The sequence below is a fragment of the Caulobacter sp. SLTY genome (assembly GCF_009905535.1).
Taxonomy (GTDB): domain Bacteria; phylum Pseudomonadota; class Alphaproteobacteria; order Caulobacterales; family Caulobacteraceae; genus Caulobacter.
The window spans coordinates 133,122-146,399 of record NZ_JAAALA010000003.1 but is presented as its reverse complement, the minus strand read 5'-3'; the positions used below and the strand labels follow the sequence as shown (position 1 = coordinate 146,399).

Annotated in this window: 14 protein-coding genes and 1 pseudogene; 5 read left to right on the top strand and 10 right to left on the bottom strand. The window is 69.2% G+C overall.

Features of this window, described 5'->3' with window-relative positions; genetic code table 11:
• Window positions 1-2: 2 nt before the first annotated feature.
• Both GVN21_RS02825 and GVN21_RS02820 read right to left on the bottom strand, forming a co-directional pair.
• On the bottom strand, window positions 3-962 hold the full coding sequence (locus tag GVN21_RS02825; RefSeq protein ID WP_166573182.1) for an SPFH domain-containing protein: 960 nt from the start codon (window positions 960-962) through the stop codon (window positions 3-5).
• A 31-nt stretch (window positions 963-993) separates the two neighbouring features.
• On the bottom strand, window positions 994-1,473 hold the full coding sequence (locus tag GVN21_RS02820; protein WP_240902720.1) for a TIGR02301 family protein: 480 nt from the start codon (window positions 1,471-1,473) through the stop codon (window positions 994-996).
• Window positions 1,474-1,523: 50 nt separating this feature from the next.
• Here GVN21_RS02820 and GVN21_RS02815 point away from each other — a divergent pair, with 50 nt between their 5' ends.
• The gene (locus GVN21_RS02815; protein WP_166573181.1) at window positions 1,524-2,030 is read left to right on the top strand and encodes a YbjN domain-containing protein; all 507 of its coding nucleotides are present in this window, start codon (window positions 1,524-1,526) and stop codon (window positions 2,028-2,030) included.
• On the opposite strand, the gene pgeF is transcribed toward GVN21_RS02815, so the two are convergent.
• The 7 genes and pseudogenes from pgeF to lgt form a co-directional block, all read right to left on the bottom strand.
• The gene (gene pgeF / locus GVN21_RS02810) at window positions 2,022-2,792 is read right to left on the bottom strand and encodes a peptidoglycan editing factor PgeF (RefSeq protein ID WP_166573180.1); all 771 of its coding nucleotides are present in this window, start codon (window positions 2,790-2,792) and stop codon (window positions 2,022-2,024) included. The genes GVN21_RS02815 and pgeF overlap by 9 nt on opposite strands.
• Window positions 2,793-3,020: 228 nt before the next feature.
• On the bottom strand, window positions 3,021-4,142 hold the full coding sequence (locus GVN21_RS02805) for an ABC transporter permease (protein ID WP_346764211.1): 1,122 nt from the start codon (window positions 4,140-4,142) through the stop codon (window positions 3,021-3,023).
• Between the two features lie 11 nt (window positions 4,143-4,153).
• Window positions 4,154-5,065, bottom strand: a complete 912-nt coding sequence (locus GVN21_RS02800; protein ID WP_166573178.1) for an ABC transporter ATP-binding protein — start codon at window positions 5,063-5,065, stop codon at window positions 4,154-4,156.
• 181 nt (window positions 5,066-5,246) lie between these two features.
• Window positions 5,247-6,224 (bottom strand): HlyD family efflux transporter periplasmic adaptor subunit, encoded by a 978-nt coding sequence (locus GVN21_RS02795; protein ID WP_166573177.1) that lies wholly within the window; start codon window positions 6,222-6,224, stop codon window positions 5,247-5,249.
• A complete protein-coding gene (locus GVN21_RS02790; RefSeq protein ID WP_166573176.1) occupies window positions 6,221-6,859 on the bottom strand; it encodes a TetR/AcrR family transcriptional regulator in 639 nt (212 codons plus the stop codon). The genes GVN21_RS02795 and GVN21_RS02790 overlap by 4 nt, the downstream gene beginning before the upstream one ends.
• A 264-nt stretch (window positions 6,860-7,123) precedes the next feature.
• Window positions 7,124-8,167 carry a class I SAM-dependent methyltransferase gene (locus GVN21_RS02785; RefSeq protein WP_166573175.1) on the bottom strand — a complete coding sequence of 348 codons (1,044 nt, stop codon included), beginning with the start codon at window positions 8,165-8,167 and terminating at the stop codon, window positions 7,124-7,126.
• Window positions 8,168-8,274: 107 nt separating this feature from the next.
• Window positions 8,275-9,066: pseudogene (gene lgt / locus GVN21_RS02780) on the bottom strand (prolipoprotein diacylglyceryl transferase); the annotation flags it as partial.
• Window positions 9,067-9,200: 134 nt separating this feature from the next.
• Between lgt and GVN21_RS02775 the strand changes: the two are divergent.
• From GVN21_RS02775 to GVN21_RS02760, 4 genes are all read left to right on the top strand, one after another.
• Window positions 9,201-9,440, top strand: a complete 240-nt coding sequence (locus GVN21_RS02775) for an accessory factor UbiK family protein (RefSeq protein WP_166573173.1) — start codon at window positions 9,201-9,203, stop codon at window positions 9,438-9,440.
• A gap of 136 nt (window positions 9,441-9,576) precedes the next feature.
• Window positions 9,577-10,086 (top strand): YbjN domain-containing protein, encoded by a 510-nt coding sequence (locus tag GVN21_RS02770; protein ID WP_166573172.1) that lies wholly within the window; start codon window positions 9,577-9,579, stop codon window positions 10,084-10,086.
• A 294-nt stretch (window positions 10,087-10,380) separates the two neighbouring features.
• Window positions 10,381-11,163: a pyrroline-5-carboxylate reductase gene (gene proC / locus GVN21_RS02765; RefSeq protein ID WP_166573171.1), complete on the top strand. Its 783-nt coding sequence runs from the start codon at window positions 10,381-10,383 to the stop codon at window positions 11,161-11,163.
• Window positions 11,164-11,225: 62 nt separating this feature from the next.
• Entirely contained in the window at window positions 11,226-11,468 is a 243-nt protein-coding gene (locus GVN21_RS02760; protein ID WP_166573170.1) for a DUF6356 family protein, read from the top strand.
• On the opposite strand, the gene GVN21_RS02755 is transcribed toward GVN21_RS02760, so the two are convergent.
• Window positions 11,465-13,255, bottom strand: a complete 1,791-nt coding sequence (locus GVN21_RS02755; protein WP_166573169.1) for a DUF885 family protein — start codon at window positions 13,253-13,255, stop codon at window positions 11,465-11,467. The genes GVN21_RS02760 and GVN21_RS02755 overlap by 4 nt on opposite strands.
• Between the last annotated feature and the right edge of the window lie 23 nt (window positions 13,256-13,278).

Sequence of the window (13,278 nt, the reverse complement as noted above, 5' to 3'; positions counted from 1 at the left end):
CGTCAGCTCCTCGGCGTGCGGGGCACGGCCGGCGCCCGGGGCGGGGTGGGGGCCGCGTCGGTAGTCAGGGTCTTCACCAGCTCGCCGATGCCGGCGATCGAGCCCGTGAGGCCGGCAAAGTCGGCCGGCACGATCACCGTCTTCTGGCTGGGGCTCTCGGCCAGCTTGCCGAAGGCCTCCACATACTTCTGGGCGATGAAGTAGTTGATGGCGTTCACGTCGCCTCGCGCGATGGCCTCCGACACGAAGGCGGTGGCCTTGGCCTCGGCCTCGGCTTCCCGTTCGCGCGCCTCGGCGTCACGGAAGGCGGCTTCCCGGCGGCCCTCGGCCTCCAGGATGGCGGCCTGCTTGGCGCCCTCGGCTCTAGCGATCTGGCTCTGCTTCTCGCCGTCGGCCTCGGTGATCACCGCGCGGCGCTCACGTTCGGCCTTCATCTGGCGGGCCATGGCGTTGGTGATGTCCGGCGGCGGGGTCAGATCTTTGATCTCGATCCGCGTGGCCTTCACGCCCCAGGGGCTGGTGGCGTGGTCGATGGTGGCCAAGAGGCGGCTGTTGATCTGGTCCCGTTGGCTCAGCACCTCGTCCAGCTCCATCGAGCCGACCACGGTCCGCAGGTTGGTCATGCACAGCTGGGCGATGGCGTAGTTCAGATTGTCGACCCGATAGGCGGCGCTCGCCGCGTCCATCACCTGGATGAAGACGATGCCGTCGACCTTCACCACGGCATTGTCCTTGGTGATGACTTCCTGCTGGGGCACGTCCAGCACCTGCTCCATCATGTTGACCCGCCGCCCGATGGTCTCGATGAACGGGGTCAGGATGGAGATGCCGGGCTTCAGGGTCCGGGTGTAGCGGCCGAACCGCTCGACCGTGTATTCCTTGCCCTGCGGCACGATCTTGAGGACGCTGAACACTAGGAACAGCGCCACCACGATCAACAGGATCGCGAAAATCCAGAACATCGACGTCCCTCCAATCGACTTGGAGGCGAGTCTATCTCTCCGGCGCGTTCTCTTCCACAGAATCCGGATCGCCGTTCTTGAAGTTGGGATCGTCCGGTCCCATCCGCTTCACCTCGCGGACCGAGGCGGCCAGCTTGCGCGACAGGCCCTCGCCCTTGCGCGCCACGGCCAGCTCGGCCTTGCGGCTCTCGGGTCCACAGCTCGGGAACTGGGCCTGGCGGGCGAAGAAGCCGTTGTTGAAGGCCTGGGTCAGCCGCGACTGGAAGGCGGCGTCGGCCGCCTCGGTTTGGGTCAGCTGTTCCATGCGCTCGCGCCAGTACTGGTCGCCAACCCCCTGACAGGCCTGGCGCAGGGCGTGGCTCTCGCCGATGGCATAGGCCAGGTCGACCAGGGTCTGGCGTTCGGGCGGGGTGCGTTCCTGGGCGACCGCCATCGGGGCGAAGGCTATCGAGGCCCCGGCCACCAGGGCGGCGACCATTCCGATCCGGCAAAGGCTTTGCGCTTGCGTCATTGGCGCTATCTAATCCAAGCGAACGCATGGGCGGAAGGGGATGCACCGAAATGGCGAAGTGGATGGCCGGGCTGGCGGGGGCGGCGCTCCTGGTGACGGCGGGGGCGGCTCAGGCCCAACCGTTTGACGCGCGCAAGCCGGCGGATCTGGCGGCGGCGCTGACCGCGGCCGGGGCGAGCGGGAAGCTGGAGACCGACAACAAGGGCAACCACTTTCTCAAGGCGACGCAGGACGACTTCAACTTCTCCGTCGAGTTCCGCGACTGCTCGGCCGACAAGTCGAGCTGCCAGGCGGCCTACTACCTGGCCTCCTGGGAAATGGACTCGCCGCCTCCCAAGACGCTGAACCTTTGGAACGACGTCACCTATGTCTGCGTCGCCTTCCAGGGCGCGGACGGCACGCCCTACCTGAAGATGGGCTTCCTGCCCAAGGCCACCGACACCCGCGCCGGCCTGATCGCCGATCACGACATGTGGCTGCAGTGCGTCGGCGAGTTCCGCAACCTGCTGGCCGATCCGGCGGCCTTCGAAGCGTCGATCAGCCCCCCGTCAGACTAGCATGATGGCGCTGAGCAGGCGGCCATAGTCGTCCTCGCCCCGCTTGAAAGCCCGGCGGTTGGAGTGGAACAGCGCCTCCTCGGCGCAGGTGTCGTGGCCGGTCCATTCCGACCGCGCCACCCCCGCCGCCGCCAGCCGGCCCAGCACGAATCCCGGCAGGTCGAACATCCGCTTGCCCGGCGCGCCGGCGCGGAACCAGCGGGCATGGTCCGGGTCGACCTCGGTGAAGGCGGCCTCGAATTCCTCGCCCACCTCGTAGGAAACGGGGCCGATGCACGGCCCAACCGCCGCCGCCATCCGCGAGGGGTCGGCCCCCAGCCGCACCATGGCGGCCACCGTCTCGGCCACGATCCCGCCCAGCGCGCCCTTCCATCCGGCATGGGCGGCGGCCACCACCCGCGCCTCCGGATCAACGATCAGCACCGGGGCGCAGTCGGCATGCAGGGCGCCGCAGACGATGGAGCGCTGGTCGGTGACCACCGCGTCCCCCTCCGGCCGATAGCGGCCCCAGGGCGCCTCGGCGACCAGGGCGCGGCTGGAGTGGACCTGGTAGCAGCTGTTCAGAGCGTCCGGCATCACGCCGAACCAGTCCGCCGCGCGGCGCCGGTTCTCCTCGACGGCCGCCGGATCGTCCTTCGAGCCCCGCCCGACATTGAGGCTCTCATGCACCCCGGTCGAGACTCCGCCCTGGCGGGTGAAGAAGGCATGCTTGACGCCCGGCTGGGCGGCGAGCAGCGGCGAGTGAAGGGTCGGGAGGGTCATACGCTTTAGATAACGCAGGCGCGGACGCCTAGGGAGTCGCCGCGAGCGGTCCCTTCTCCCCTCGCGGGAGAAGGTGTCGGCGAAGCCGACGGATGAGGGGGCGCACCGGCCTGCGACGCGGCCTGTCGCAACCGCCTCTTCGCAGCTTGAAGAGCCATCGACCCCTCATCCGGCGCTTCGCGCCACCTTCTCCCACAAGGGGAGAAGGGAGCCCAGAGGCGAAACCTTTTAGTCAAGCGTCGTCCGATACCGGCTCATCGCCAACCCCGTGACCACCGCCACAAACAGGGTCAGGGCCAGCAGGCTCCCCCAGGCGTGCTCGATGCCCACCCCCTTGAGCAGCGCCCCCCGGACGATCCTCAGGAAGTGGGTGACGGGGATGGCTTCGCCGAGGGCTTGGGCCCAGGCGGGCATGCCGCGGAAGGGGAACATGAAGCCCGACAGCAGCAGGGAGGGAAGGAGGTAGAAGACGCTCATCTGCATGGCCTGCAGCTGGCTCTTGGCCAGGGTGGAGAACAGGAAGCCGAGGCTGAGACTGCCGACGATGAACAGCACGACCCCAAGCGTCAGCGCGCCCCAGCCGCCGACGAAGGGCACCTGGAACAGGATCCGCGCCAGGATCAGGATGATCGCCGTCTGGATCAGCCCGATCCCGACATAGGGCGCCAGCTTGCCGACCATCACCTCAAGTGGCTCGACAGGGGTGGACAGAAGGGTCTCCATCGTCCCCCGTTCTCGCTCGCGGGTCAGGGCCAAGGCGGTCATCATGACCAGGGTCATGGACAGCACGATGCCCAGCAGGCCGGGCACGATGTTCAACGCCGTGATGTTCTCCGGATTATAGCGCCGGTGGACGACCACCTCGAACGGCGCGGCCCCGGCCCGTCCGACCAGCGGCCCTTTCAGGTCATGGCTCAAGGCCGTGTTGGTCAGCCCCGACACCGCCGCCACGGCGCCGCCGACGGTCGTCGGGTCCGAGGCGTCCGCCTCGATCAGCACCTGCGCCGCATCGCCCCGCACCACCCGGCGGCCAAAGTCCTGGGGGATGGTGATGGCGAACTGAGCGCGGCCCTCCTCGATGGCGGCATCGAGCTCGGCGGGCGAGCGGGCCTCGGCCACGAAGCGGAAGTAGTCGGTATTGTCGAGCGCGCTCAGCACCGATCGGCTGAAGGCGCTGCGGTCCTGGTCCAGCACGATGGCCGGCAGGTTTTTGGGGTCGTTGTTGATGGCATAGCCGAACAGCAGCAGCTGCATGATCGGCACGGCCAGGATCATCGCATAGGTCAGCCGGTCGCGGGTGAGCTGGATGAACTCCTTGATCAGCACCGCCAGGATGCGCTGCCCGGACAAGGAGGGGCCATTCATCGAAAGTTGTCCTCGGCCCGGTTCATCAGGTGGATGAACACGTCCTCGATGGTTGGCCGCACCTCGCTCCAGGCGAAGCGGTCGCGATAGGGGGCGATGGCGGCCTCCAGCGCCGCGCGATCCGTCCCGCTGACATGCAGGGCCGAGCCGAACGGGGCGGCCATCTCGACGCCGGGCTTTGCGGCCAACTCACCGGCCAGCCGGTCGGCGCCGTCGGCGCGGAAGGTGATCAGGTGCGAGCCCTCGATCAACTCGGGGATCGTCCCCCGGGCCATCAGCCGGCCATAGGCGATATAGGCGATGTCGTGGCAGCGCTCGGCCTCGTCCATGTAGTGGGTGGAGACCATGACGGTCAGCCCGGCGGCGGCCAGGCCGTGAATCTCGTCCCAGAACTCCCGCCGCGCCTTGGGATCGACCCCGGCCGTCGGCTCGTCGAGCAGCAGCAGGTCCGGCTCATGCATCGTCGCGGCCGCCAGAGCCAGACGCTGCTTCCAGCCGCCGGACAGCGCCCCCGCCGGCTGGCTGCGCCGCGAGGCCAGGCCCAGCTTGTCCAGCGCCTCGTTCACCCGCCGGCGCCGATCGTCCATGCCGTAGACCCGGGCGGTGAACTCCAGGTTCTCGGCGATGGTCAGGTCCTCATAGAGCGAGAACTTCTGGGTCATGTAGCCTGTGCGCCGCTTGATCGCCCGCGCCTGCTCCCGGAAGTCCAGCCCCAGCACCACCCCCTCGCCGCTGTCGGGGGTCAAGAGGCCGCACAGCATCCGCATGGTCGTGGTCTTGCCCGACCCGTTCGGCCCGAGGAACCCGGTCACCTTCCCGGCCTGCACCGCGATATCGAGGTCGCGGACGACATGCTTGTCGCCGAAAGACCTGTTCAGGCCCCGCACATCGATGGCGGGGGCGGTCATGGGGCCGCTCCGGATTCTTCCATCCTATTCGCCAATGTCCCTCTCCCTGAGGGAGAGGGAGGGGCCCGCCGCGAAGCGGTGGGAGGGAGAGGGTTTACGGTGTCGGCAGCGTAAACCCTCCCCCTACCCCCTCCCTCAGGGAGGGGGGCGCTCTTGCCCAGCGGCCTGAGGGACCAGGCTGTCACTTCCCATCCCCCAACCGCGCGATCTCCACCGGCTGGCCCGGCGCCAACTCCGCCGGCCGCTCCGGCGTCGCCTCGACCAGGAACACCAGCCGCTCCCGGTTGCCCCGGCTGTAGATCACCGGCGGGGTGAACTCCGGCCGCGGGCTGACATAGACGACCCGCGCCTCTCCACCCCGGCAGCCGTCGCAGAAGAACCGCACCCGCGTTCCGGGCCGATAGCGGGTCACCTCCGTCTCGGCGACGAAGAACTTCAGCTTCACCCGCGCATCGGGCAGCAGGGCCACCACCGGACTGTTGGCCACGGCCCATTCGCCGGGGCGGTAGAAGACGTCCTCGATCCGCCCCGCCGCGGGGGCGACGGGCGCCAGCTGGCGGGTCCGCACATCGGCCTCGCTCACACCGGCCCGCGCCCGCTCCGCATCGGCCGCCGCCGCCCGCGCCTGGTCCTCCCGCGCCCCCAGCTCGGCCACCTCCAGCCGCCGCAGGGTTTCCTGGTACTGCGCCCGCGCCACCCCGACGCTGGCCCGCGCCTGATCCAGTCGCGCCGGCGCATAGATGCCCTTGGCCGCCAGGGTCTGCACCCGGCGGTACTCGGCCTCGGCCTGGTCGAGCTGGGCTTTCGCCGAGGCGCGCTGGGCGGCGAACACCGCCAGCTCCTGCGGCCGCTGGCCCTTCAAGGCATCCTCGGCCCGCGCCCGGGCCGCCCGGGCGGCGGCCTCCGCCTGTCGCTCCTGGGCCAGGGCCGTACCGCTATCCACCTCGAACAGCAGGGTCCCCGCCGCCACCCGCTGGCCTCGCTCGACGTTAAGCCGAGTGAGGGCTCCGGAAGTCGGCGCCGCGAAATACAGGGTCTGGCCCTCGACGTAGCCGGTCAGCCCGGCTTCGCCTTCCTTGGGCCAGAGCAGCCAGGTCGCCAGCCCGGCCGTCGCCAGCACCGCGACCGCCACGATCACCTTCAGGGGTGGGCGTTTCATGCCTTCTCTCCGATCAGCAGTCCGGCCTTGAGGACGGTCAGGTGCTGCGCCGCCAGGGCCTGGACGTCGAAGGGTTCGGCGCCGACGGGCACGAAGGTCTCGCGCCATAGCACCGCCATCAGGAAGGGGGCCATGATCTGGGCGGCGAACAGGCGCGGATCGCCCGCCCGGACCTCGCCCCGCGCCTGGGCCTTGGCGATCAGGCCGCTGACCAGGCCGATCATCGGGGCGACCAGCTCCTCGTGCCAGTAGCGCGCCAGCTCCGGAAAATTCCGTCCCTCGCCGATCACCATCTTGCCGATCGGCGCCACCGCCGAGGTGGCTATCACCTGGGCGATGGTCGGCAGGAACACCTCCAGAAGGCCCCCGAACGGGCCGGGAAAGGCCTCCAGCCGCTCGCGGACCATGGCCAGATTCGGCGAAATGGCGCTCTTCACCACCGCGTGGAACAGCTCCTCCTTGGTCTCGAAATAGAGATAGAGGGCGCCCTTTGAGACACCGGCCCGCCGGGCGATCTCGTCCAGCCTGGCGGCGGCGAAACCCTTTTCGGAGAAGACCCCCAGGGCCGCCGAAACGATCTCGCCGGGGCGGTCTTCCTTGCGCCGCTGGAACTTCGGGGGACCGGGTTGGAGCATGGTGGGCTCGTTGATAACTGACCGGTCAGTTATTTATTTGAACGAACGGTGTCCGTCAATCGCCTCGTGTTTGACATGGCCCGGCGTTGAAGAGCGTCGCTCTCCCCATCGCAGATGGGGGAGTGGCTTTGGCGAGCGCTGCAAGCGAGCCAAACCGAGCCGGTTCAGGAGAAACCTCTCAACCGCCGGCGCTGCCCCGCCTCCTGGTCCGTCGCTCAAGCTCCGAACCGTCCTCCGCCCCCTCGCGGGGGCGGAGAGCATCGCCTACTCGAACCCCGGCGCCGCGAACCCCGGCTGGGCGATGCACATCGCCTTGAACAACTCACCCATCTGGTCCGGGGCCACCAGCCTCGCCAGCTGCCGTCCCACCACCATCGACCGGTCCGGCCGGGCCGCGATAAGCGCCTCGGCGCGATGCTGGATGCCCAGCCGGCCCAGGAACAGGCCCTGGGGGACCGGCCCGGCCGTCTCGGCGCCGGCCTCGCGGGCGGCGGTCAACAGGGCAGGGAAATCGACGTGGGCGGTCAGGTCGCTCATCCCCGGCGCGTCCAGCGGCCCCAGCTTCTCATGGCCCTTCAGCGCCTGAAGGGTGTCGCCGAATTCGGGCTGGTCGCGGCCGTAATCGATGACCAGAGCGGCGCCCCCATCGCGCGTCACCCGCTCGGCCAACGCCGCCGCCAGGGCTTCCTGGGCCGGGGAAACCTCCAGCACCATGGCGCCGTCTTCCGGCGCCTGGCCATGCTCGCTGGGCGCCAGGCCGAAGGTCAGCTCGCCGTCCGGAGTCAGGCCGACCAGACGCTCGACCCAGCCGCCGGGGGTCTGCACGAACTGGCGGATCGGCAGGCAGTCGAACAGCTCGTTGGCCACCAGGATCACCGGCGCGCCGTCCGGCACGCCGTCCAGCGTGTCGGCCCATTGGGCGCCCGACAGTTTCTCCCCCTGCGCCGCCTTCAGCGGATCGGAGGTCTCGACCAGCCAGAGGTCGGCCGCCGCCGTGAACTCCGGGGCCAGCTTCACCGCCCGCAGCAGGTCGCTCATCAGAGTCCCGTCACCGGGGCCCATCTCGACCAGCCGGAACCGCTCGGGCCGGCCCAGCCGCGCCCAGGTCTCCACGCACCACAGGCCGATCAGTTCCCCGAACATCTGGCTGACCATCGGGGCGGTGACGAAATCGCCGCCGCCGCCGATCGCCGGGCGGGTGGCGTAGTAGCCATCACGCGGGTCGTGCAGGCAGCGGACCATGTAGTCGGCGACCGGGATCGGCCCGCCCTGGGCGATCTCGGCTTTCAGCCGGTCTTTCAGGCTCATGACTTGGGCTTGGCGCTCTTTGGGGCGCTCTTCGGTGTGCTCTTGCGGGGCGGCTTGGGCGCGTCTTTGGGGGCTTCCGGCGCGGCCGGAGCATCGCGCACGATGACCACCGGCTCCTTCATCCCCCGCCAGATCAGCCAGGCGCCGCCCAGCAGCATCGGGATCGACAGCAGCATGCCCATGGTGATCCCGCCGGTGGAGGCGGTGAACTCAGCCAGGAAGCTGTCGGGTTCGCGGGTATTCTCCAGCAGCAGCCGGAAGACGCCATAGCCGGTCAGGAACATCCCCGCGACCACGCCGCGCCGCTGCAGCCACAGCCTGCTGTGCGTCGCCCAGCGCAGGAGGATGAACAGCACCAGGCCCTCGAGAATGGCCTCATAGAGCTGGCTCGGGTGGCGGGCGTAACCATCGTTGGTATTCGGAAACCCGGTGATCCCCCAGGGCAGGTCGGTCGGCCGGCCCCACAGCTCGCCGTTGATGAAGTTGGCGATCCGCCCGAAGAACAGGCCGAACGGCACCGCCGGCGCGGTCAGGTCCGCCAGCTTCAACAGGTCGATCTTGTTGGCCCGCGCGAACCAGATCAGCGCGACGGCGACCCCAAGCAGCCCGCCGTGGAAACTCATCCCGCCTTCCCAGATCCGCAGGATCTTCAGCGGCTCGGGCCAGATCAGCGACGGCTGGTAGAACAGCACGTAGCCCAGCCGCCCGCCGAGGATGACCCCCAGGGTGATCCACAGGATCAGGTCGTCGATCTGGGCCTGGGTGGCGGTCGGCGGCTTGCCGCCCCAGAGTTTGGCATTCTTGACCAGCCCCACCGCATAGCGCCAGCCCAGCAGGATGCCCGCCACGTAGGCCAGGGCGTACCAGCGGATGCCCAGCGTCGCGCCGAACAGGGTGATGGTCGCGTTATCGCCCCCGACGAAGGGGGAGAAGTCGGGGAATTCCACCGGGTTAACCTCGTGGCTCAAGATTCTGGGGATGTCCTACCTAATCCCCTTCGCATTCACCAAACGTTTCCCATATGAGTCAGGACATGCATACCCAGAACCCCTTCCTGGACGAGATCGCCAAGCTGACCACGGCCGCGGCGGGCCTTGCCCAGGCCGCCGGCGAGGAGGCCAAGGCCGCCTTCCGCGCCCAGGGCGACAAGTTCGCCGCCGAGCTGGACCTGATCCGCCGCGACGAGTTCGAGGCGCTCAAGGCCGAGATCGCGGCCCTGCGCGCCGAGGTCGCCGCGTTGAAGGCTGGCGGGCAAACACCGCCTGCCGGGTGATTGTCGCAGCGGGGTTTCCCCCTTTGAAAGAAGCGGTTGTGACGAACACCGCGAACCGCACTAGGGTCTGTGAGTGCAGGCGATTCGGGGCCGCTGCCGCGATGGTCCGCCCGCACTCCGGAGGACAGTAAGACCGATGGACATTTCACCGCCCGAAGACGACGAAGCCCTGCTGGCGCTCGATCCCCTGGAGGTGGTCGAACACGTCCTGTCGGCGGAAAACCTGGCCTTCGACCGCACCGAGGACGGCGACCTCGCCTTCTCCCTGGCCGGCGACTGGAAAGACTACGAGCTGTGGTTCGCCTGGCGGCCGGAGGCCGAGTGCCTGCAGCTGTGCCTCAGCATCGACCTGAAGGCCGGCAAGCCGGTCCGCTCCCTGGCCTGCGACCTCTCCAACCTGGTCAACCAGCGCCTGTGGCAGGGCCATTTCGAGATCTGGGCCGATGACGGCGAGGTGGTCTTTCGCCACGCCATGGGCCTGTTCGGCGGCGACCGCCCGACGCCGGGCCAGACCGCGGCGATGATCGACGTGGCCATGGAAGCCGCCGATCGCTTCTACCCGGCCTTCGATTTCCTGCTGGCCGGGGCGAAATCGCCGGAAGAGGCGATGGCCGCCTGCATGTTCGAGACGGTCGGCCGGGCTTAAGGGCGCCCCGCCCTGTCAAAACTAACGCCGTCATCCTAGGCCTTGTGCCTAGGACCCATCGATCCGCTTGCACGATCAATCAGGGTGAGCGCGCGGCCGCGCGCTCAGGATAAGTTCGCGCCTCGCACAGCCATGGGTCCTAGGCACAAGGCCTAGGATGACGGAATGAGGGGGTGAAGATCTACACGCCCCCACGCTCGGCCGCCCTTCACCCGACTTCCCCACCCTGCGAGGCTGGCGCCTCGCTGTCCCTCCCCATAAAGGGGAGGGAGGTTGGCAACCCAGGATCCCCCCATGACCCCCCTCCTTATCCTCGGCGTCGGACGTATGGGCGGGGCGATGATCAGGGGGTGGCGCACGGCCGGGACCTTCTCCCCCTCCGAACTCTACGTGCGTGACCCCAGCCCCGGTCCGGACGCCGACCTCTCCGGCGTCCGCCTCAATCCGCCGGATGCCGACCTCGCCGCCTGCCGCACCGTCCTGCTCGCCGTCAAACCCCAGATCTGGCGGCAAGTGGCAACAGAGATCGCGCCTCACCTCTCCCCCGACGCCGTCGTGGTCTCCATCGCCGCCGGCGTCACCTCCGAAGCCATCGCCGAGGCCTTCGGCGGCCTGCGGGTCGCCCGCGTCATGCCGACGACCGCCGTGGCCATCAACCAGGGCACGATCAGCCTCTGCGCCGCCGACCCCCAGGCCCGCGCCCGCGCCCACGCCTTGTTCGACCCCCTGGGCCGGGTCGTCGAACTCCAGGCCGAGGACCAGATGCATGCCGCCACGGCGGTCTCCGGTTCCGGCCCGGCCTACCTCTACGCCTTCGCCGAAGCGCTCGAAGCGGCGGCGGTCGCCTCGGGCCTCAGCCCAACCGCCGCCGCCGATCTGGCCCGCTCGACCCTGACCGGGGCCGCCGCCCTGATGGCCTCCGGCGACACCCCGCCGGCCGAGCTTCGCCGCCAGGTCACTTCGCCCGGCGGCACGACCGAGGCGGCGCTGAAGGTGCTGATGGGGCGGGATGGCCTCGAACCGTTGCTCAAATCCGCCGTGGCGGCGGCAATCGCCCGTTCCCGCGAGCTGGGCTGACCTCCCGCCTTGATCCCGCCCCCGGCCCCTGCCAATCAAGGCCATCACATCGAGGGCCGACGATGGACAATCCCTTCACTTCCCACCCCCGCGCGGTGGGCGAGACCTACAGCCAGCACTTCCGCGCCTCCTGCGGCGTGGGCCTGACCCTGCTGGGCGCCGGCCTGGCCTGCCTTGTCCACGGGCTCGTCCCGGCGATGTTCAAGACCACTGGCAGCCGCATCATCTTCCGCCTCAACGCCAAGCTCACGGGCCGCAAGCCTGACGGCGCGGGCTACGGCGACTGGGAAGGGGCGGGGGTCTAACCCCGCGCCTTTTCCGCCGCGATCCAGCGGTCGACCCGAGCTTCCAAGAGGTCCATCGGTAACGGCCCGGCCAGCAGCACCGCGTCGTGGAAGCGGCGGATGTCGAACTTGTCGCCGAGCGCCGCCTCCGCCTTGGCCCGCACCCGCACAAAGGTCCGCTCGCCGATCTTGTAGGCCAGGGCCTGGCCCGGCCAGCTGACGTAGCGGGCCAGCTCCATCTCGATGTTGTGGGCCGACAAAGCGCTGTTCTGCGCGAAACAGGCTCGCGCCTCCTCCAGGCTCCAGCCGAGGTAGTGAAGCCCGGTATCAGCCACCAGCCGGCAGGCCCGCCACATCTCGTAGGACAGCCGGCCGAACTGTTCGTAGGGGTCGCGATAGATGCCCATCTCGATCCCCAGCCGCTCGGCATAGAGGCCCCAGCCCTCGATGAAGGCGGTCATATCGGCGTCGCGGCGGAAGGCCGGAACCTCGGGCAGTTCCTGGGCCAGGGCGATCTGCAGATGGTGGCCAGGAACCGCCTCGTGCAGGGTCAGGGCCGGCAGTTCATAGAGGCCCCGCTGGTCCAGCTTGCCAGTGTTGACCATGTAGCCGCCGGCGACGCCCAGCTTGGGGCTGCCCGGGAAATATCGGCCCGTGGTGTAGTTCTCCTCGATCTCCCGCGGAACCTCCCGCACCCCGTAGGGCAGGCGCGGCAGGGTGCCGAAATAGGCGGGCAACCGGTCGTCGATCCGCTTCGAGATCTCCGAGGCCTTCTCCATCAGGTCCTGGCGGCTGTCGGCCACGAACCGCTTGTCGCTGCGCAGGAAGGCCAGGAACTCGGGGAAGGTGCCCTTGAACCCCGTCTGGGCCATCACCGCGTCCATCTCCGCGCGGATCCGCTTCACTTCCGACTGACCGAGGGCGTGGATTTCCTCCGGCGTCATGGCAGTGGTGGTGTAGCGGCGCGCGAGCCAGGCGTAATAGGCCTTGCCGTCCTTGAGCGAGCCGACCCCCAGGCCCTTGCGGGCGGCCGGCAGGTATTCCTTTTCCAGGAAGGTGACGAACCGCGCCTGAGCCGGCCGCAGCCCGTCCTTCAGGATGGCCACGCCCTTGGCCTTCAAGGCCGCCTTGTCGGCCGCCGAAACGCTGGCCGGCAGCTTTTCGAGCGGCCGCAGCAGGGGATCGGTCTCGGTGACCGGGGCGGCGGCCACGGCCCGCGACTGGGTCAGCACAAGCTGGGCGATGTAGGTCGGCTGGGTCCAGCCGGTCTTGATGCCCCGCCGGGCGTTGTCGGTGGCGTCGGCATAGAGCTTGGGCGCGGCCGCCAGTCGCGACAGCCAGGCCTCGGCATCGGCCTTCGAGCCCATCGGGGCGCTGTCGGCCAGGTAGGCCAGCATGCCGTCCCAGGTGTCGTCGCTGGAGAAGGCGAACCGCGCCTGGTCAAACTTGAGCGAAGACAGCTGGTCATCGACCACCCGGATCAGGATGGCCCGGTTCAGTGCGTCGTTGTCGGAAAGCCCGGCCTCCGGGACCGCCGCCAGTCGCTGCTTGAACACCGCCAGATCCTTGGCCCGCCGCTGGTCGGCGGCCAGGGTGATGTCGGGCAGCCGCGCCAGCGCCGCCCGGTCGCCGTTGAACCCGGCCCCGACCGGGTTCTCACGGTCGGACCAGCCCTGATAGTCCCTGACGATCTCATCCAGCGCCGCCTTGCCCTCCGGCGGCTGGGCGGTGGCGGCCAGCGGCAGGACGACCGCCGCCGTCAACGGCGCGGCGGCGAGCAGAACGGCGACAGGCAGGGCCTTCCACATGGCGGGGTCTCTCTTGAATGATG